Origin of the sequence: Saccharibacter sp. EH611 (genome assembly GCF_009834765.1) — a bacterium.
Classification (GTDB): Bacteria; Pseudomonadota; Alphaproteobacteria; order Acetobacterales; family Acetobacteraceae; genus Saccharibacter.
Map to the genome: position 1 here is coordinate 257,847 of NZ_WVHP01000025.1, position 20,196 is coordinate 278,042.

Consider the following 20,196-nt stretch of genomic DNA (forward strand, 5'->3'; position numbering starts at 1 on the left):
AAAGACTCCTCCATAAAAAACGCTGGAGGAAGGCGCCTCCAGCGTTTGATCACCCATGCCTAAGGCAAGTGTGTGTTTATGTGGTTTTTTGAATGCCACATCCAGGAATGCGCGACAGAACCGCACTGAAGAATATCCCGCTTACGCAGAGGATACCAACAATGGCAAACATGGTTGACCAGCCGAGGCTACCTTGAATCGCTCCCATAAGTGGGCCGACAATGGCAATGGTAAGATCCGTAAAGACAGAATACGCCGCGATAAGGATTCCGCCAAACTCTGGCCCATCTGTTTGCACGGCCATCGTACCCATTGCTGGGAAAAGGAGGGAGAACCCGGCACCTGTCAATGCTGCACCAATGAGGCCGCCAGTGGACGAATGGATCAAGCAAAAACAAGCCATAGCGACGGCTTCTGTCACCAGAGAGACATAGGCAACGGGGACACCGCCACGTTTGTCGATTTGTGAAGAAAACAGAATTCGCACAAGGACAAAAACGACAGCGAATGTGGAGAAAGCGACGCCAACACTCGTCCAGTGATTTGCACTATAATAGATAGATAAATACCCATTAACCGTGCCAAAACCGAAGGAACCTGCTGCTAAGGCGGCACCGTAAGGCAATACTTTACGCAGAGCCGTAAAGAAGGACATCGGCTCACCTTTTGCAGGCAACGGTTTCACCCCTGTATAGAAGCACAGGAGGGCCGATCCAAACACGCCCATGGCTGTTGCTGCAAAGCCTACAGGCATCAGGCTAATCACGGGCATAAAGCTGCCCAGAAACTTCCCGATAATGACGCCCAGTGCGATGCCGCCATAAGACGTTACACCATTCCAAGAAATCGCCACGGAGGTATGTTTGGGCCCAACGCGACGGATATTCCATGTGGTAACGGACGTTGCCGTCCAGCTTTCAGCCCAGCCGATGAAAAGGCGGCTTAACAAAGCGACCCCTAGGGCGACATAGCGGGTTGCACTGTTCATGCCCATCAAGCCAGGGATGGCGGCAGCAAGGCACATGAGCAGACCGGAGATGGTACAAGCGATCAGGCCGTAACGAAGGATCTTTTTAGGGCCGTGATGGTCAACAAGCTGACCAGCAACGAGGCGGGTCAGGAATGTTCCGAGATATTGGAGGGTAATCGTCATCCCTGCGATGGCTGTTGGGAACCCCAGCGTTTGGTGAACAAACTGAGCCCCAATGACAGCATTAGGTAGACCGATAACAACGTAAACGAGAAGGTTGAAAAAGACGACGGGCATCACCCGGAGGGTCGGCGAGCCTGTAAGGGTTTCTTCTTCCGACATTAATATTCCCCTTTGCAGCGTTCTGCTCCGCCTCCATATAAAAGTTAGGGGGCGGTATTGGTTGAGTCACCATAGGAGAGAAGAAGCGGTTCGTCACGGGTGGAACGCTAACCCTTTTTTTAGACAGTGTCATGGCAGCCATGCAACAGGTGGGTTGAACCTGTTTTTATTTTTCTTATATGTGGCTGTTCGCCTAGGGGAAACAGCCCGTAATTGGCATGTTACTTAAGCAGAAGGAGTGCTTTCCTGATGACAGATGACACAATCCGGAAAGCCCAAAAAGAGGCTGGCTATCAGCTCCTTTCTACCGAAGAAGTCTATCGAAACCCTTGGACAGCGATGCGTGAGGATAAAATTATCCATCCAAGTGGAAAAGAGGGACTGTATGGGATTGTAGAGCGGGGCATGTTTGCCGTTATTTTGCCACAGCATAAAAATGGCGACGTGTCTCTTGTGCGGCAATTTCGGTACCCCGTTGGCAAACGTTTGTGGGAATTCCCAATGGGTATGTGGGAGACTCGCGATGATGCGACTCCTGAAGAGGTTGCATTGGGAGAGCTGCGCGAGGAAACAGGCCTACGTGCTGGAGAGCTTATCCATGCAGGCACGCTTTATCAGGGGGCCGGTTATTCCACACAAAAGGGACATGTCTTTTTAGCCCGCAATCTTGAGCGTGGTGCATCGGAGCGTGAAGCGACCGAAGCAGACATGACGGTGCATGATTTCCCGTTGGCAGAGTTTGAAGCCATGATTGCCCAAGGGGAGGTCACGTGTATGGTGACTATAGCGGCCTTTGCGCAGATTCGGGCACGGGGGTTGATCTGACTGAGGAAGGCTCCGCAGTGGGGCTCCCCAGCGGAGAGGTGCCTTGAGAGAGTTTGCTCGTCCGTTTGTTCTTGTTATCGCGTTGATCGTTGTGCCGTTGGTGGTGTGGCGCATCCCTATGGCACAGCATCTCGTGCAGAGCAGTCAATCATGGTGTCGTGGCCCTTGGGCGGGCTGGTGGTTTTTGGTCTTTGCGGTGCCTTATTGCGCAGCGGGCCTGCCAAGGCAGGCGCTTTGCCTCATGGCTGGAGCCGGGTTTGGCGTGCTGGAGGGCTTTGTGCTGTGCAGTGTGGCGTATGAAGCAGGCGCTCTTGTGAGCTATAGCGGCGGGCGTCTCTTTGGTGTGGGTCGTTCCTTGACGCTTATGAAACCGATGGTCGCTTTTATGCGTCGTGCACCATTTAAGGCCGTGCTGAGTGTGCGTTTATTGCCGATAGGGTCGTCGTTGCTGGTTTCGACTTTATCAGGGGGGCTTCGTATCCCGGTGTTTGCCTTTGCAGGGGCGACAGCTTTGGGGGGCGTGCCTCAAAATCTTATTTTTATACTCGTGGGGAGTGGCTTGCCGGTTGGCCATCAAACCGAAATGATCTTGAGTGCTGTGTTGTTCGCGCTGTCAACAGCGCTTGGCGTCGTCATGGTCAGGCGGTATCGCGCCTATGGAGCACAGCCCATGGTTCTATCAGAGGGTAGGAAGTAGTATGTCAGTCTCAAGGCGTTTTTCGTTTGAACGGGCCTTTTTTGACCGTACTCTCACCCCGGGTCAGCCGCTTCCTTTTTGGGTGCCCCTTCTTCTGGGGTGTTTAACGGCTGTTGGGCCTGTCTCAACGGATATTTACCTGCCTGCTTTGCCAGAAATGGAACATCAGCTGGGCGCAGCCGCTGGTTCTGGCAGCTTGACGATGGCGGCTTGGGTGGCGGGTCTCGCCATTGGGCAGATGAGTGTTGGCCCGCTCACCGATCGCTTTGGGCGCCGGGCACCGTTGTTGGTGGGGACATTATGTTATGCCATTGCGGCGGCGGGCTGCGCCTTGGCACCAACGATGACTGTGATGTGCGTCTTTCGCTTTATCGCTGCCTTGATGGGGGCGGCGAGTTTGGTTGTGCCAAATGCCTGTGTGCGTGACCTCACCTATGGGGATGCCTCTGCCAAGATGATGTCACGCCTGATTATCGTGCAAGGGGTGGTGCCGATTTTGGCCCCGGCTTTGGGCGGGTTCGCGCTGCAATTTATTGGCTGGCGCGATATTTTCTGGGCAACATCTTTATATGGCCTACTGGGTTTTGTCCTTGTAGCGCTCTTCTTGCCTGAAACGTTGCTGCCTATTCGACGGCAGCCCGTGCAGATGAAAGCGGTGCTGGTACGGTATGGTAAAACTTTGTGTGAACCGCATTTTTGCCTCAACGGGCTTATTTGGATGGTTCAAGGGTTTGTGACCTTTACTTACCTGACAGCGGCGCCCTTTTTGTTTGAGAGCGTGTTTCATCTCTCTCCGTTTCATTACGGGATGCTCTTTGGGTTGTTTGCGGTGTTTATGATCGGCACGTCACAGCTCAATGCGCTGCTTGTTGACCGTTTTTCAAGTGAGGGCATTTTGAAGACAGCCCTTATTTGGAGCACGCTTGCCGCGCTTGCTTTCGTTGTTTTGGCAGTTTGGTCTGCGGTGGAGAGCGCCCCTTTAGGGCATTTGAACGCTATGTATCTCTGGCCGATGATTGTTATTATGCTGTTGGTTTTAGGGCCGGGTGGTGCCATTGGGCCGAACGCGATGGCCGGGGCACTGCGTTATCAGGCGCATAATGCCGGGTCTGCAGCTGCTTTGGCTGGAACAGGGCAATATGTGATGGGCATGGTCGCCAGTGTGCTGTTCTCGCTCCTTCCTGTGGGAACGGCGATCCCGATGGCTGTTATGCTGCTGACGGCGTTCCTCGTTATGCTGGTTTTGGCCTATTATCCTAGGAAAGGGTAGATTGACCGCTCTCTAATGGTGCGTTTGGGTGTTTGTGAGCAGGGTTTTCATCTGCCCGTTCGGTAAAAGAGGGAGTGCCTTGTGATGACTGAAGCTGCTGGTGTAACAGCCATTGTGACCTTTCCTGAGAGCCGTCATGATGAGGGGCTGTCTCTGTTTCAGCGTCATTTGCCGATGTTGCGTGCGTATGACGGGTGTCGGCGCTTTGTTGTCTCTCATGATATTCGAGCACGCGGCGTCTTCACCATTCATGAAGAATGGGTGAGTGAGGCGCATTTAGACGTGCATCTTAAAGACAAGGCGATCACCGCTATTTTTGCTGAGATTGATGCTTTAGGCGGGCAGATCACCAATATCTTTACCAAAGAGGTACACGCTTCCTAACGATGGAGGCTTGAGCCGGGGCACAGGCTCCCTTACAGAAGGGCCTTACTGTATTGATGTTGACTATGCTCTTTAAAGAAGGCTCGCCCTCATGTCGTACCAAGACCCTGCACCGCTTGATCTGAAGCGTTATATCCGCGAAGTGCCCGATTTCCCTAAAGCTGGGATTCTTTTCTACGATATTTCGACCCTCATTCGGAATGCGGATGCGTGGCAGATCGCGACCGCGCGTTTAGCCGAGAGTGTGCTGAAATTTCAGCCCGATATGTTGGCTGGCATTGAAAGCCGCGGCTTTCTGACGGCAGCCCCGTTGGCGATGCGTCTTGGGTGCGGCTTCACGATGTTGCGCAAGCCGGGCAAGCTGCCGGGTGAAACGATCTCTCATGCCTATGGGCTCGAATATGGCCATGATGAGCTGCACCTACAGGTGGATGCTGTGCGTCCCGGTCAGCGCGTGGTGGTGTTGGATGACCTCCTCGCTACAGGGGGCACGCTAGCGGCATCGGTTGATTTGCTGCGTAAGGCAGGGGCTCATGTCGTGGGGGCTTCCGTGCTTATTGAGCTGGCTGCGCTAAAAGGGCGTGAGAAGCTGGATGTGCCGGTGACATCTCTGCTGACGTATGAAGACTGAGAATTTTATGACGCAAACTGATCTTTCAAAGAAGACGACCGAGCTTTGGGCGCAGCGTTATCGGCATGATGCGCCGGTGAACCTTCCGGACAATCCCGTTCTTCGCCAGCTTTTTGCGCATCGGAGTGTGCGGCATTATAAGAGTGACCCGCTGCCAGCAGGGGCCCTTGAGGCCGGGATCGCGGCGGCATCGTCGGGGGCGACCTCGTCTAATCTGCAAAACTGGTCTGTTATTGCAGTGGAAGATCAGGCGACGCGCTCACGCCTTGCAGAGCTTTCAGGTGGGCAGTCTTACGTTGCGCAGGCTCCAGTTTTTCTGGCTTGGGTTGTGGATTTATCGCGCCTTGAGCGCATCACGCAGCGTGAAGAAGAGAGCGAAGCTGAGGCTTTGGCCTATGAAGAAAGCTTTCTGATGGCAACGCTTGATACCGGTATTGCTGCTCAGAATGCTGTGCTGGCTTTTGAGTCGCTTGGTCTAGGCACGGTGTATATCGGTGGACTGCGTAATGACCCTGAGGCCGTGGCGTCTCTGCTGGGGCTGCCATCGCGTACGGTCGCTGTGGTGGGGATGTGCGTTGGTCATCCAGCCGACGATGCTGCGGGTGGCATTAAGCCACGTCTTGGTCAGGATGTGGTGCTTCATCGTGAGCGTTATGACCATGAAAGCGAAGAAGAGCCGATTGAGGCGTATAATCAACGCGCTGATGCGTATCAGCAGGAGCAAGGCTTGCCGTCGCGTCGCTGGACACAGACGGTTGCCTCTCGCATTGCTCAGGTGCGTGGTTTAGGTGGGCGGCATGTGATGCGTGACGTGCTTAATCGCCTCGGTTTCCCACTGCGTTAAGTTAGAGTGTGATGTCCGCTCTCCCTGTCGCTGAGGTTTTACCGCGTCTTTATGAGGTGCTGGAGCACGGGGCGAATGCTGTGCTTGTTGCGCCTCCGGGGGCAGGGAAGACCACAACCGTTCCGTTAGCCCTACTGGAGCATCAGGCCGCGTGGCTGGGGGAGGGACGTATTATCGTCGTAGAGCCACGTCGTGTGGCTGTGCGGGCGGCGGCTGCGCGTATGGCGTCTTTGCTTGGGCAAAAGCCGGGCGAGACGGTGGGGTATCGCACGCGCACCGACCGCGCGGTATCGGCCCAGACACGTATTGAGGTGGTCACAGAAGGGCTGCTGGTGCGTCGTTTATTAAGCGATCCTCTCCTTGATGGGGTGAGTGCGATTCTCTTTGACGAAGTGCATGAGCGGTCACTGGATGGCGATACGGCCCTTGCTTTTGCTTTGGATGTACAGCGGAGTTTCCGCCCAGAGCTGCGTCTTGTGGCGATGTCGGCGACGTTGGAAGGGAAGATCTTCACCCAACGTCTTGATGCGCCATTGATTGAGAGTGCAGGGCGGCAATACCCCGTTGAGCTGCGTTATCGCCGTGATCTTACGCATCAGCGTGAGCTTCCTGAGCGTTGTGCTGAGGCGATCCGCTCCATTTGGAGTGAGGAAGATGGGTCAATCTTGGCGTTTCTTCCCGGTGTCGGGGAGATACGGCGTACGCAAGCGGCTTTGGGGGAGCGTTACCCTGTATTCCCTCTTTATGGGGAGCAATCGGTTGAGGATCAGCAACGAGCGTTAGACCCGACCTCGGGACGGCGGATTGTGCTGGCCACGTCCATTGCTGAAACGTCAGTGACGGTGCCGGGTGTGAGGGTTGTTGTCGATGGCGGTTGGCGGCGCTTGCCCCAGCGTGACCCCAGCACGGGCTTACCGAAACTTCAGAGCCGGCGCATCTCACGCGCGACGGCTGAGCAGCGCGCCGGGCGTGCGGGGCGTGAGGCGCCGGGCATTGCCGTGCGCTTATGGTCGGAGATGACGCAGCGTGGGCTGATGGTGCAGGAAATCCCAGCCATTCGGGAAGCGGATCTGTGTGACTTCGCTCTTATAACGGCCGCTTGGCAGGAGGCGATGGGAACGGTACCGCTTGAGCTGCCTCTCATTGAATGTCCCGCTGAGGGGGCTTTAGCCGGGGCGCAAGACCTGCTGCGTTCCTTAGGAGCGCTCGATAGTGCTGATAAGCTGACCTCTCTTGGCCGGGCGATGGCGCGCTTGGGCACACATCCGCGTTTAGCGGCGATGCTCTGTGCCGCTCAAACGGAGCGTGAGCAGGTAACGGCCTCTTGCTTGGCGGCTTTGTTAGAGGAGAGAGACCCGTTCCGCCGTCCGATGAGCAAGGCGTCTCCTACGGTGGATATTGGCCAGCGCTTGGCGTTGTTTGCGCGTGAGGATAGCCGGGTGCCCCGGTCTGTCACGCGTCTTTTGCGTCAGTCTGCCCAACGTTTCTTACGGCGCGTGGGGGTAAAAGAGACGCGCACGCTTGAGCCTGACCCACATTATGCGGGGCGGTTGATCGCGGCGGGCTTCCCAGATCGTTTAGCGCAGCGCACGTCTTCAGATGGGCGTTATCGTTTGGCCGGTGGCGGGAGTGCGCGTGTACCCGTTTCAGATGATCTGTCGCGTGAGAAGCTTCTGGCGGCCGCGATGTTTCACGTAAAGCGGGGCACAGAGATCACGCTGGCAGCCCCGGTCACTGTGGAGGATTTTCCCCCTTCTGTGCGTGCTCAACTGACGGAGCAGCGTGAAGGGAGCTTTGATGGCACGTCAGGTCGTGTGATTATGCGGGAGCGTTTGCGTCTTGGTGCGCTCATTTTGCGTGATCGTAACACCCCAGCTACGCCTGAAGAAGCACAACCGGCCTTGATGGAAAAAGTCTGCTCCGACCTCCCTCGTTACGTGAACTGGACGACGAGCGCTCGGCAGTTTCAAGCACGGGTTGCGTTAGCCCGGACGCATTATGCGCCAGATTTGCCGGATCTGTCCGATGATGGACTGGCCGTATCAACAGAGTGGTTGGAGCCGTGGCTGGGCGGGATTGATCGGCTTTCTCAGCTTCAAGAGCTGGATGTAGTGGCAATGTTGCAGGCGTGCTTGAGTCATCCGGAGCGCCAAGAGTTGGATCGTCAGCTTCCCGCGACTGTTGCGTTAAAGGGAGGGCGGCACGCGATTGATTATACTGGCACAATTCCCGCTCTTAGCACGCGCGCTCAGGCGTTTTATGGCACTACGCGTCTGCCAGAGCTTGTGGGAGGCAAGGTGCCTTTGCACGCTGTGTTGTTATCTCCTGCAGGGCGACCTCAAGCTGTAACGGCGGATTTGGCGCGTTTTTGGCAAGAAGGCTGGTTGGATATGCGCCGTGATATGCGCGGGCGCTACCCACGGCATGATTGGCCAGAGAACCCCGCCCAAGCGGAGCCGTCCTTGCCTAAAAGACGACCACGCTAAGGGGGATATGAGGCGTGTGCGGTGCTGCTCTTCCTTGCCAAGAGGGATTGTGTTTCATTAGGCTGACAGAGCATGAATAAGGCGGAGCCGTCGCCTTAATGCAGTGTGACAGCAAGGAAGGGTGATCTTATGGGTGCGTCATCACAACGTTTTGCAGGACAAAATGCCCTGATTACCGGCGCAGCGGGAAATATCGGTTTGGCCGTGGCGAAGCGTCTCGCCAGTGAAGGCGCAAACCTGATTTTGTTCGATCTTAATGCTGAAAAGCTGGAAGAGGCGCGCTCTCAACTGATCTCTCTTGGCGTGGATGTGCATAACGCTGTCTGCGATGTGACAGATTATGCCAGTGTAGAAAAAGCAGTCGGTGAGGCTGAAAAAGCACTTGGCCCTATCGGGTTGCTCTTTAATAACGCAGGCTATCAAGGGGCTTTTGCGCCTATTCACGAATATCCGCCTGAGGACTTTGCCCGTGTTGTGCAGATCGACCTTATTGGGGCGTTCCACCTGATTCGTGTGGTTTCAGAGCGTATGGTGAAGCGGAAATTTGGCCGTATCGTGAATACAGCCAGCATGGCAGGACTTCAGGGGCCACCCAACATGGGGGGCTATGGCTCGTCTAAGTTCGGGGTTGTCGGGCTAACGGAAGTATCGGCAAAAGACCTTGCACCCTATAATATCCGCGTTAATGGGATCGCACCGGGGCTGATGGGGCCGGGCTTTATGTGGGATCGGCAGGTGGAGTTGCAGGCCAAGACAGGGTCGCAATATTTCTCTGCCAATCCTGAGGAAGTGAAGAAGCAGATGGTTGGAAGTGTGCCCATGCGTCGGTTAGGCACTGTGGAAGAAATTCCCGGTGTGGTTGCATTCTTGCTCAGTGATGATGCAAGTTATATTACTGGAGTGACGATGCCGATCTCAGGTGGCGTATAAGATAAGTCTCCTTTTGTAAGCTAAGAGATCATCACGCGAGGAAAGGGTATGTGTTTTCTGATCACATGCCCTTTTTTTGAGAGAGATGATGGGAGATAATCTGTTACCGATGAGGTGAGGTAAGAACTCTTTTAAGAAAGGCTGTTCCGGCAAGGGCGGGAAAGACATGAAACCTGTCATGAAGCAACTGGTTTGGTCCGTCTTTGTACCCGCAGGTGTGGGAGCTGTGGCGGCAGCGTTGACCTGTGCGGCTGTTATGGCGTTTTTGCCATTTTCTTCATCATCGAAAGAGGCAGCGAAGCCTCATTTTGTTCTTCCGCTAAAGCCTCATACGCCGCCTGTTCCGGTGTCACCGCCGTTGGTGCGTCCCCAAACCGTGCAGACAACCCCGCCGTCTCATCTTCCACCCGTGCAAGCACCACCTGAAGCTGTAAACTCTATGGTGGCGGCATTGCCAAGTTTTGCACCGCTTGTGCGGCAGGTGATTCCGGCTGTGGTGAACATTTCAATCTCGCATGATCCGCAAGATCGGGACAATAGCGCTGAGCAGGAGCAGGACGCCGCGTCCAGCCCGGCGGAGCACGCCTCAGTCGCGCCTAAGAAGCATCATCATACGGGGGCAGCCCATAAGAAGCATCGTCTGTTAAACCACCATCATATGGCCCGTCATCATGTTGTGCGCCCTGCTGATGATGATATGACTGGGGCAGGCTCTGGTTTTGTGGTTGATGCATCGGGGATTATCGTCACAAACCGGCATGTGGTGGGGGATGCAACGCGCGTGACCGTCTCTTTGTCTGATGGGCGTACCTTGCCAGCACGTATTCTGGGTGATGACCCAATGACTGATATTGCGGTGATTAAGGTGGAAAGTGCCACGCGTCTGCCGTGCGTGACATGGGGCGATAGTCGTCAGGTAGAGATCGGTGACTGGGTGATGGTGGCGGGTAATCCGTTCGGTTTTGGTTCATCGGTGACAGCGGGGATTGTTTCTGCTGTGGGGCGTGATTTAGGCATCGGAGCGTTAGATGATTTTATGCAGCTTGATGCGCCGATTAACCCCGGGAATTCAGGGGGGCCATCCTTTAACCTGCACGGGCAGGTTGTGGCGGTGAATGCGGCGATTGCCTCACCCAGTGATGGATCGGTGGGGATTGGTTTTGGAATCCCTGCTGAGATCGTCGCTCCTGTGGTTGAGGAAATCGAAAAGACCGGTCATGTCGAGCATGGCTGGCTCGGTGTCACGCTGAATGATGCGTCCTCTCCGATGTGGGTAGAGGATGTGGATAGTGACGGAGCGGCCTGGAAGGGCGGCTTGCGACGCAAGGATGAGATTTTAGCGATGGGAAGCAGCGCCGTGCATGATGCCCGTACGGTATTGCGTAGCGTGGCGGCTGCCCATCCGGGAACGGTCTTTGTCTTTACGATCCGCCGTCATGGGCAGGTCAAGACGCTGTCCATCACGTTGGGACAGCGTCCATCGTCCGATATGTAATCGTTCTGAGGTTAGTCAGCAGAAGGTGTGTGTGGTGGCAGAGGCGGTGCGTTCTCTGGTGCTAGGCGAATATGAGCTGAAGCAGAGACGCTGATCGTCTGTTCTTCAGGTGTGCTCTGGGGAGCTGGGCCTGCCGAGCGAGCGGACATGAGCATCGGAGCAGGAGCGCCGAGCCCAAAGCGGGGTTCTGGCAGTGGGCCAGCCCCTACCTGTACGCGTTCAATCCCAACCACACGCAAGCCGAGTGCGCTTGCATCACTGTCAGCCTGTTGACGAATTTTCTTTAAGGCTGCGGTGCGGGCTTGTGCTTCCAATGTCTGCTGTGTCTGTGGGTCAAGCGACCAATCCATATCATCAAGGGCTAAACCTTGAGATTGGAGTGCTTCTGCCAGAGTCAGCAGATGCCCGCTATCATTGCCCTTTAACGTAAGCGTTTGCGTGGCATTCCAGCGATGAGGGGGATGTTCGCTATACTCCTGAGAGAGGGAGTAATTGCCCGCATGAAGGGTCGCCCCACCATCATTTTTGAGACTGTTGACGGCTGTGCTGACGATTTGGTTCAGGCGCTTTTGAGCGGTCGCCGGTGAGGTGCTTTGTGCACGCGCGGTGAAATGAATGGTCAGAAGGTTGGGCACCGCCTTTGCTTCCCCATGCGTTGTAAAGGTGAGTACTGTCTCATGGAGCGACATAACAGGGGCAGACGGCATAATATCACTTTCAGCGGCAACGGCGTGGGACGCTAATGCTGTGCTCATCAAACAAACCAGAGAGAGCGTGGCAGCACGCTTATAGAAAGGTAGGCGAGAGCGGGTCATGAATGGGGTCCTTCATGTTTATTAAGCAGGAGCAGGGCACGGCGGAGCCGTTCAATTCCAGCGCGAACGTGATGGTGACGGCATAAGGTCGTCCCTCGTTCTTGTAGGAGACGGGCATCCTCCATTACACCAACGGGGATACTATGCGGGTAACGTATTTTTTCTGATAATGTCTGGTTAAGCTGTTGGCAGTAGGCATGGCTATCACTGGTAATGACCAGATCCTTCGATGCGACCGGCGCTATAAGCTGATGGCCATTGGCCCGGCCCGTGTTGGGGAGCTCAATAAGCAACATCACAACAGTAAGAAAAAAGACAGTGCGCATGCGGGCATTATGCACGATTACACCTGCCCAGAAGATGAGGGTGGCATGAAGAATTTGTTAGGTGGAAGGCTCATATAGGGTCAACAATCTGTGTTTTATGAGAAGAGGGCGCTGGATTGAGCGGCAAAGTCAGGGTAGCGGTTAGGCCGGGATGGGCATGGCTGAGGGTAAGTTGGCCATGATGGAGTCCAGCAATGGCCTGAACGAGCGAGAGCCCAAGGCCAGAACCGGGCGTGCTGCGTGCCGCTTCAGCACGGAAGAAGCGTTCATGAGCGCGCTCCATATCACTCGCACTCATACCGGGCCCTTGGTCACTGACACTGATAGCGACCCCCGTGGGTTTGGTGTTCTCATGGTCGGGTAAACGCTCTGCTCGTAATGTGAGCTGACTGCCAGAAGGGGAAAATTTGATCGCGTTATCAAGGAGATTAGCCAGAGCTTGTTGCACCATATGGCGGTCGCCAATAATGGCGGGAAGGGTGGCAATTTGTGTGTGTAATGTCAGTCCGGCTTCTTCTGCAGAGGCTTCATAAAGTTCTGCTATATCGTGGAGCAAGGCGGTGAGGTCAACAGAGGCAAAGGCAGAACGACGGGAGCCCGCTTCAATCTGTGCAATGCGTAGCAAAGCTTCAAAAATACCGGTGATACGGTCTAAATCCTGCACGGCAAGGTCGATTGCGTTGCGTAGTTCGTCGTCCGATTGGGCATGAAGAGCGGCATCTTCAAGTTGGGTGCGGGCGCGTGCGATGGGGGTGCGTAGGTCATGAGCGATGGCGTTAGAGACTTGGCGAACGCCTTCCATTAACCGATTGATCCGGTCAAGCATGGTGTTGACTGTTTCGGCCACGAGGTCTGTTTCGCTCCCATTAAGAGCGATACGGTGGTTGAGGTCTCCACTGGCCACCGCCGCTGTGGTGCGGGCGATGGAATGGACAATGCGTAAAAATAATTTACGGATAACAAAGGCTCCCCCCATCGCAAGGAGAGAGACCATGATGGCGCACCAAATAAGGGTTTCGGCCATGACATGGCGTAGGAGATGCCGCCCACGGACATCATGACCAACAATGAGGCGAAAACCACCCGGAAGAGCGTAAGCCTTGAGTTTTGCTTGAGTGCTAAACGTGTAACGCCGGATAGAGAGCTCATAAAAATGATCAAGCCGTGTCATTACGACGGGCCAGCCCGGGAGGTTCCCGGCAAAGCGCTGGCCATTGCGATTAACAAGCAGATAAAGCGCGTCATCATCGACATTTTGCTCAATCCGCTCTTCAATCGCATCGCTGAGTGTGCCAGCCCCGCCAAAGACCCAGCGCCGCGTGAGGTCTTGGGCGTCGCTTTCAATCCCAGCCTGTACGTGGCGGTCTAACAGGTTGGTGGTGCTCCACCAGGTAAAGGAGAGGAACACCCCAGCAGACAGTAAAAAGACCACCCCATAGGCTAAGGCAAAATTCCCTCCCGCTGAGCGAATAGGCCAGCGTTTTAGATGACGGAGGCGGGTCAACAGGCGGGCAATCATTGGCACTTAGGTGTCTGTATTCGGGTCGCGGAGGATATAGCCCGCATTACGCACTGTATGGATCAGTGCGCTTTCAAAGGGCTTATCGACTTTTTGACGAAGACGGGACACGTGCACGTCAATGACATTGGTCTGAGGGTCAAAATGATAGTCCCATACTTTTTCAAGAAGCATGGTACGGGTGACGACTTGTCCAGCGTGACGCACGAGGAACTCAAGCAAGCGGAACTCACGGGGTTGGAGGTCAATTTTCTGTCCTGCGCGGCGGACATCACGTGAGAGGAGGTCAAGTGTCAGATCACCAACGGAGAGGCTGGTTTTGGTTGTCGTATCAGAATGGCCACGACGGCCAAGCGCTTCCACCCGTGCCAAAAGCTCAGAGAAGGCGAAGGGTTTGGTGACGTAATCATCCCCACCGGCTTTAAGCCCGGTTACGCGCTCATCGACTTCGGATAGCGCAGAGAGCAGCAGCACCGGGGTGGCGTTATTTTGACCGCGCAAGGTTTCCAGAATGCGCAAACCGTCAATCCCGCCGGGTAGCATACGGTCTAAAATAATGACGTCATAAGCTTCACTGACAGCCAGAAAGAGGCCGTCTTTTCCGTTATCAGCTTCATCAACGACATGTCCGCTCTCTTTGAGGCCTTTAACCACAAAAGAGCGAACCGTGGGGTCATCCTCAACGAGCAGGATACGCATGATGGGGCATTTCTCCTGTTTTTAAGAGCCACAATTGGGCCATGATCTGCACGATAACCTGATGACGCCGTTGTGGAAAGCGTTGGAGGCGTCATTGGGTTGTCTGTGTTGGGGAGCGTGCTAGGCTGATCGTCTGTTTTTCAAAATATATGATCAGGATGATGCACGATGGAGTATCGTAAACTTGGCCGCACTGGCCTGTCGGTAAGCGAAATCTGCCTAGGAACCATGACATTTGGTCAACAAAACTCTGAGGCAGAGGGCCATGCTCAGCTGGATATGGCCTTTGACCACGGCGTCAATTTTATTGATACCGCTGAGCTGTATTCCATCCCTCCCAAGGCAGAAACCTATGGGGCAACGGAGACGATTGTTGGCAATTGGCTCGCGCAGCATGGTCAGCGTGACAAGGTTGTTCTGGCCAGTAAGGTCGTTGGGCGGAGTGTGAATGACTGGTACCGTCCTGATGGCAAAGGGGCCCGTCTAACACCAGAACAGATTCGCTATGCGGTGGAAGGGTCGTTACGTCGTTTGAAAACGGACTATCTGGATCTCTACCAGGTGCATTGGCCTGATCGTAAAATGAATCTTTTTGGGGCTGGAGGCACGACGTTCCGTGATGTCATTAAGGCCGATGAAGTGCCGATTGAGGAAACGCTTGGGGGCCTTGATGAGCTCGTTAAGGAAGGCAAAATTCGTCACGTGGGCGTGTCTAACGAAACGCCATGGGGGGTGTCCCAATATCTGAACGCGTCGCGTGAGAAAGGCCTGACACGGATTGCCTCTATCCAGAACGCCTATAACTTGCTCAATCGCACCTATGAAATGGGACTTGCCGAGATGGGCCTGCGTGAGGATGTCGGTTTGCTGGCCTATTCTCCACTGGCACAGGGGTATCTCACAGGGAAATATCTTGACGGTGCTCGTCCCGCAGGGGCTCGTACGACGTTATTTAACCGTGGTCAGCGCTATGAGAAACCGGGTGTCGATCAAGCGATTCGAGGCTATATGCAGATCGCTCGTGACGCAGGGATTGATCCGGCACAATTTGCGCTAGAGTTTGTGACCTCACGTCCTTTTGTGGCGTCTAATATCATTGGGGCGACGAGCCTTGAGCAGCTCAAAACGATTTTAGATTCGGTTCATGTTGAGATCACGCCAGAGCTGGAAGAGAAAATTGATGCTGTCCATCAAGTGAATGCGAACCCAGCGCCATAAAGAAGAGAGACGAAGAGAGTAAGAGAGGGGTGGCTGATATGTGCAGGCCACCCCTCATTGTTTTTGTGCAAGATCGGGTTGTTGTGGCTTAATGGCTTCAAGAAGGGCCAATATGGCGGAAAACGTCTTATTTATTCCGATCTTGTAAAAAAAGGGGGTTGCCGTTTCAGGCGCTTTCTGGTGTGTGGCGAGGCAATTTTGCCTTCCGTCCCGAACAGGAGACCGATCATGGGAAAGAGTGTTGCGAGTTTTTTCGTCGAGGCCCTGAAGGCAGAAGGCGTAGAGTACGTTTTCGGCCTTCCTGGTGAAGAGAATATTCATTTTGTTGATGCGCTAGAGGGGTCAGGTATTCGCTTTATCCTAACGCGGCATGAGCAAGGAGCGGCGTTCATGGCTGATATTTACGGCCGTGTGACAGGTAAAGCCGGTGTGTGTATGGCCACGGTTGGCCCCGGTGCCATTAACCTGCTGCTTGGGGTTGCTGATGCGCAAACCAATAGCTCCCCTTTGGTGGCGATGAGTGCGCAGGTTGGGCTAAACCGTATTTATAAAGAAAGCCATCAGGTTATTGACCTGCAAACGATGTTTGGCCCTGCGACAAAATGGGCAGAAACGGTGATGACCCCGGCCTCTGTGCCGGAAATGATCCGTAAAGCGTTTGCCTTGTCGCAAGATGAACGTCCGGGGGCGACATACTTGGCTATTCCACAGGATGTGGAAGCAATGGGTTTGCCAGATGATATTAAACCGTTGCGTGCCGGGAAGATTGGGCAAGGGCGCCCTGACCCAGCTCATATTGAGGCGGCGGTTGAAGCGCTAAAGAGTGCGAAACATCCTATCATTATGGCCGGTCATGGTGTGGCCCGTACAGGGGCCTCTAAAGCTCTTGTTGAGCTGGCTGAGGCGCTGAATATTCCCGTCGCGACGACCTTTATGGGGAAAGGCGTGATTGATGACCGTCACCCCCTCGCGCTGGGCGTGATTGGCTTTATGCGTCGCGATTATGAAAATTTCGCTTTTGATGAATCCGATCTTATCCTGTCCATTGGGTATGAGCTGCAAGAGTTCGCCCCAGCACGGATTAACCCGGCAGGGGATAAGAAGGTGATCCATATGCACACCATTCCGGCGGAAACAGACGCCTGTTACACCGTGGAAGTGGGTGTGATTGGTGATATTGCCCTTGGGATGGAAGCCCTGCATGAGGCCGCTCATGGTCTGTCATTCCAATCGCAGCCAACGCCGAAGATTCAGGAGCTTCTGGCTGCTGAACGTCAAATGGGGGCGGACGATGTCGGGGTACCGATTAAGCCGCAGCGCATTGTGATGGGGATCCGTGAGGTTATGGGCGATGATGACATCGTCTTGGCTGATACAGGTGCGGTGAAGATGTGGATGGCGCGTCTGTATCCAACCTACAAGCCGCTGACCTGCCTGATGTCGAACGGTCTATCCACGATGGCGTTTGCCCTGCCGGGAGCGATTGGTGCGCATTTGGCGTATCCAGAACGTCGCATTCTGGCTGTGATGGGCGATGGGTCTTACCTGATGAACGCTCAGGAGCTTGAAACAGCGGTGCGTGAGAATATTCCGCTCAAAGTGCTGATCTGGGTTGATGACTCATACGGGTTGATCAAATGGAAAATGGAGATGGATCTAGGCCGCCATTCTGGTGTGGACTTCAAAAATCCGGACTTCGTGGCCCATGCAAAGAGCTACGGTGCGAACGGCCATTACGTCAACTCAGCTGAAGAATTCGTGCCCACGCTCGAAAAGGCTTTTGCTGAAGAAGGTGTATCGGTCATCGCTTGCCCGGTTGATTATCGCGAAAATAAGCGTCTGACCGACCGTCTTGGTCAACTGACGATGAGCTTCTAACGCTCTAGCGTCTCAATCATGGATCAAACGCGGCCCCTTACCGCATGGCAAGTGCGGTAAGGGGCCGTTTTGTTAGAGCGGGCGTTGCATACGGATAAAGGGCACGCCGCTTTTGTCGAAAACATCACCAACCGTTTGGCACCCGCGCTTTTGGTAGAAGTCCGTTGCGCTGGTGCGGGCATCGAAGACAAGGCGTGTGGCGTTGTGAGCCCGTGCTGTGCTGATGAGGGCATTAAAAAGACGCGAGCCCAGCCCTTGGCCTTGATGCTCTGGCAAGACAGCAAATTTCCGTAATCGTATTTCTTGGTCATTGAGGGTAAAAAGCGAGCCACAACCGACGAGCTCTCCTTCAACATAGAGACCCAAGTGCGTGCCATGCTCATCATCGGGCACGCGGCATTGTTCTTGTGTGTGTTTGGGCCACAGCACGCGTTGACGGATTGGCAGGCACTCATCAACACAAAGAGAACGAACGGTAATGAAGGCACTCATGGCGTGGCTTTCTTGGGCTGAGAGGCTGCGGGGTGTTGGGAAAACCAGCGGTTCAGATGGAAAAAGCGAAGAATTTTACGACCAAAGGCGCGTTCGTCAAAATAGCGGGCCCCCTCAAAATCGGGTGCCGCACAACGTGTCTTATAGGGGCCAATAGACGCTGAAAAGGGCCCGTAAGCACCCTCATCAATATAGCGCTGATATAAATTACGTGCCACATCACTTCCTTGCTCCCCATCATGAAGGCTCCATTGAATGCCTTGGCACAGCACCATCGCAAAAGCCTGTGAATGAGGTGGTAGAAGCGTACTGGCTTTGCGGATCAAATTATAAGCGCGGTAATGATAATGAAAGCGCGCATCAACTGGGTGAGGGCGTGAGGCGTTGTAGCGTGCTGTTTCAATGGGGGCCGTATAGGTTGGGTAGACTTTGTCGTCATAGCTTTCTTTGGGGGTCATAGGGGCTTGGGCGACGGAGGTCGGGCCGCTGCCCTCAGCATAGCTTCCGCCAAAAGAGCTGACATAATCGGGTGATTGCTCATATCCCATAATGGCCATGCCATCATTATAGACGATGTTTGCCGCTTCAAACCATCCTTGCGCGGCAGAGATAGGATCGAGACTGTTATGAGCCTTTTTCAGTGCTCGGATATAGGCCTGTGTTTTATCGTAGGGATATAGCACAACATTGTAAGACGGATTGCTTGACGAAGCGTCCGGGTGGGCCTGTGCGATCGTGTAGAAATAAGGGAGGGCTTCTTCAGGCCGGCCTTCACGCACGAGGCGACGGGCAAGGAGGTTGTAGAGCAGTCCAATATCAGAGGAAATATCAGACTCTTGGGCTAAGATGCTCTTTTGAGGAAGGCGTCGGTCTATGAAGGTTTTAAGCTCATCAACGGTCAGGATACGTTCCGCTAGATAAGAGAGGTCTGCGCTGAGTTCACTGCGTGAACTATAGCTTCCTGCGTCGTGCAGCTGGTCAAAATCTGGAGTGGAGGACATTGAACTTGCAGCATCGGTGGCGTCTTCTGTCACAGCTTGTCCTGGCTCAAACATGACAGCGTTAAAGAAAATATTGAACGCTTGGAGAGTATCGCCTTGTGCGAGTTGAAGTATGCCATGTTCTCCCTTGAGGAGCGTTATATTATCATCGCTAAGCTGTTGAGGATTGGCTTTCAGGGCTTGGATGGCGTGGTCGTAAAAGGTGGCAGCGTCTTTTGTGTGTCCATCATGAATGGCAATTTTAGCCTGTATCCACGCGGCAAGGGGGCTATGGCTGTGTGAAGCTAAGATAGAGGCCTCACGATAAGAGCCTTCATGATAGGCGAGAGCTGCGAGCTGGTCGGCATTCTCAACAGTGAGAGTGGGGTTGTTTTTGAAGGCGTTCAGAAGATGTTGATGGGCGTCTGCTGTACTATCAGAATAATCACTGAGGGCAAAAGCGACCAATACGCGGCGTGTGAGGGGCTCTTGAATGAGAGAGGAGAGCTCAGAGGATGAGTTTAAGGCCCATCCGGCGATCACGGCGAGAGAGTCGAGGGATGAATCGTTGGGTGTCAGATCATCATGAGGGATCCAGCCATCCGCTTGCTGCTGGGTGTATAGGGCAATGGCATGATGGAGGTCAGAAAGTTCAACATCATCAGCGCATGGCTTGGAATAAAAGAAATCCGTCCAGACACAGCGTTTCTCGCCATTATTAAGGAAGAGAGCGGCTTCTTCTCCATAGCTTTGATGAGCGAGAGCAAGCGGATCAGGGGCTCCGGCTTCGACGACCTGGCGGGTTTGTTGGAAGGCGCGCGCTGCGCTATCGGTTTCGGTAGAGAATGCGTAGCCGTGTAGAAATTGCCGATGGGCGTGGACTTCCCCAATCATGTAAAACGCCCAAGCGAGGCGAGGTTGGCTGACCGTAGCAGGCAGACGCGTAATGGCGGTGAGGCGTTCTAAAATGGCAGCGGAACGATCATGGCGCGGATGAGAACGCCAGAGGTGATAGTCACGTGCGGCAGCCACGTAGAGGCGGAATGCTTCAGGCAAGGCTGCGCCGTGAGCATAGGCGTCATCGCCGGAATGAGCCGTGGTGAGAAGATGGTTATACAGGGTGTGTTGCGCGGGAGGCAGCGCTTTGAGCGTTGTATCAATCAGTTGATCGTCCGTTTCTGAACGCTCAAGCTCTGGTTCTTTATGGGGGATAGATGGGAGAATCTGTGAAAGTTCGTACACAAAGCCATTATTAGGCGTTTTCGCGAAGGTCTCTGTACGATCGAATAAAAGCCCCTCTGGAAAGAAAGGCCCGCAGGCCCACACGCTGGCTGTGCCTGTGAGGAGAAAAAGAGAGAGCGTGAGGGTGCGTGTTTTGAGAGCCATGAGGGGGAC

At 54.4% G+C, this 20,196-nt stretch carries 18 protein-coding genes; 11 read left to right on the forward strand and 7 right to left on the reverse strand.

Annotated elements, in window-relative coordinates; translation table 11 throughout:
• Positions 1-76 precede the first annotated feature (76 nt).
• Positions 77-1,312, reverse strand: coding sequence for an MFS transporter (locus tag GS535_RS10790; RefSeq protein ID WP_160792662.1), 1,236 nt, complete (start codon positions 1,310-1,312; stop codon positions 77-79).
• Between the two features lie 249 nt (positions 1,313-1,561).
• On the opposite strand from GS535_RS10790, the gene GS535_RS10795 reads away from it, so the two are divergent.
• The 9 genes from GS535_RS10795 (at position 1,562) to GS535_RS10835 (ending at position 10,874) form a co-directional block, all read left to right on the forward strand.
• Positions 1,562-2,137: an NUDIX hydrolase gene (locus GS535_RS10795; RefSeq protein ID WP_160792661.1), complete on the forward strand. Its 576-nt coding sequence runs from the start codon at positions 1,562-1,564 to the stop codon at positions 2,135-2,137.
• A gap of 43 nt (positions 2,138-2,180) precedes the next feature.
• Complete coding sequence (locus tag GS535_RS10800; RefSeq protein ID WP_160792660.1) at positions 2,181-2,834, forward strand: TVP38/TMEM64 family protein; 654 nt, start codon at positions 2,181-2,183, stop codon at positions 2,832-2,834.
• Between the two features lies 1 nt (position 2,835).
• Positions 2,836-4,104 carry a multidrug effflux MFS transporter gene (locus tag GS535_RS10805; RefSeq protein ID WP_202401656.1) on the forward strand — a complete coding sequence of 423 codons (1,269 nt, stop codon included), beginning with the start codon at positions 2,836-2,838 and terminating at the stop codon, positions 4,102-4,104.
• 84 nt (positions 4,105-4,188) lie between these two features.
• Entirely contained in the window at positions 4,189-4,488 is a 300-nt protein-coding gene (locus GS535_RS10810) for a putative quinol monooxygenase (protein WP_160799208.1), read from the forward strand.
• A gap of 91 nt (positions 4,489-4,579) precedes the next feature.
• Positions 4,580-5,119 (forward strand): adenine phosphoribosyltransferase, encoded by a 540-nt coding sequence (locus GS535_RS10815; RefSeq protein WP_018980611.1) that lies wholly within the window; start codon positions 4,580-4,582, stop codon positions 5,117-5,119.
• A gap of 7 nt (positions 5,120-5,126) precedes the next feature.
• On the forward strand, positions 5,127-5,963 hold the full coding sequence (locus GS535_RS10820; protein ID WP_160792658.1) for an NADPH-dependent oxidoreductase: 837 nt from the start codon (positions 5,127-5,129) through the stop codon (positions 5,961-5,963).
• Positions 5,964-5,974: 11 nt separating this feature from the next.
• The gene (gene hrpB / locus GS535_RS10825) at positions 5,975-8,449 is read left to right on the forward strand and encodes an ATP-dependent helicase HrpB (RefSeq protein ID WP_160792657.1); all 2,475 of its coding nucleotides are present in this window, start codon (positions 5,975-5,977) and stop codon (positions 8,447-8,449) included.
• 129 nt (positions 8,450-8,578) lie between these two features.
• Entirely contained in the window at positions 8,579-9,379 is an 801-nt protein-coding gene (locus tag GS535_RS10830) for an SDR family NAD(P)-dependent oxidoreductase (protein WP_160792656.1), read from the forward strand.
• 178 nt (positions 9,380-9,557) lie between these two features.
• Complete coding sequence (locus tag GS535_RS10835; RefSeq protein WP_237442284.1) at positions 9,558-10,874, forward strand: S1C family serine protease; 1,317 nt, start codon at positions 9,558-9,560, stop codon at positions 10,872-10,874.
• 11 nt (positions 10,875-10,885) lie between these two features.
• On the opposite strand, the gene GS535_RS10840 is transcribed toward GS535_RS10835, so the two are convergent.
• Genes GS535_RS10840 through GS535_RS10855 form a run of 4 tightly spaced genes read right to left on the reverse strand, consistent with a single transcriptional unit; the run spans position 10,886 to position 14,233 of the window.
• Positions 10,886-11,689, reverse strand: a complete 804-nt coding sequence (locus GS535_RS10840) for an SIMPL domain-containing protein (RefSeq protein WP_160792654.1) — start codon at positions 11,687-11,689, stop codon at positions 10,886-10,888.
• The gene (locus GS535_RS10845) at positions 11,686-12,030 is read right to left on the reverse strand and encodes a hypothetical protein (protein ID WP_160792653.1); all 345 of its coding nucleotides are present in this window, start codon (positions 12,028-12,030) and stop codon (positions 11,686-11,688) included. The genes GS535_RS10840 and GS535_RS10845 overlap by 4 nt, the downstream gene beginning before the upstream one ends.
• 55 nt (positions 12,031-12,085) lie before the next feature.
• Complete coding sequence (locus tag GS535_RS10850) at positions 12,086-13,534, reverse strand: HAMP domain-containing sensor histidine kinase (RefSeq protein WP_160792652.1); 1,449 nt, start codon at positions 13,532-13,534, stop codon at positions 12,086-12,088.
• 6 nt (positions 13,535-13,540) lie between these two features.
• Entirely contained in the window at positions 13,541-14,233 is a 693-nt protein-coding gene (locus tag GS535_RS10855) for a response regulator transcription factor (RefSeq protein ID WP_160792651.1), read from the reverse strand.
• Between the two features lie 168 nt (positions 14,234-14,401).
• Here GS535_RS10855 and GS535_RS10860 point away from each other — a divergent pair, with 168 nt between their 5' ends.
• Positions 14,402-15,451 (forward strand): NADP(H)-dependent aldo-keto reductase, encoded by a 1,050-nt coding sequence (locus GS535_RS10860; RefSeq protein ID WP_160792650.1) that lies wholly within the window; start codon positions 14,402-14,404, stop codon positions 15,449-15,451.
• Positions 15,452-15,679: 228 nt separating this feature from the next.
• Positions 15,680-17,329 (forward strand): acetolactate synthase large subunit, encoded by a 1,650-nt coding sequence (locus tag GS535_RS10865; RefSeq protein WP_160792649.1) that lies wholly within the window; start codon positions 15,680-15,682, stop codon positions 17,327-17,329.
• Positions 17,330-17,401: 72 nt separating this feature from the next.
• Here the strand turns inward: GS535_RS10865 and GS535_RS10870 are convergent, their stop codons facing one another.
• Both GS535_RS10870 and GS535_RS10875 read right to left on the reverse strand, forming a co-directional pair.
• Positions 17,402-17,821 (reverse strand): GNAT family N-acetyltransferase, encoded by a 420-nt coding sequence (locus tag GS535_RS10870; RefSeq protein WP_160792648.1) that lies wholly within the window; start codon positions 17,819-17,821, stop codon positions 17,402-17,404.
• Positions 17,818-20,187 (reverse strand): hypothetical protein, encoded by a 2,370-nt coding sequence (locus GS535_RS10875; protein ID WP_160792647.1) that lies wholly within the window; start codon positions 20,185-20,187, stop codon positions 17,818-17,820. The genes GS535_RS10870 and GS535_RS10875 overlap by 4 nt, the downstream gene beginning before the upstream one ends.
• Positions 20,188-20,196 lie beyond the last annotated feature (9 nt).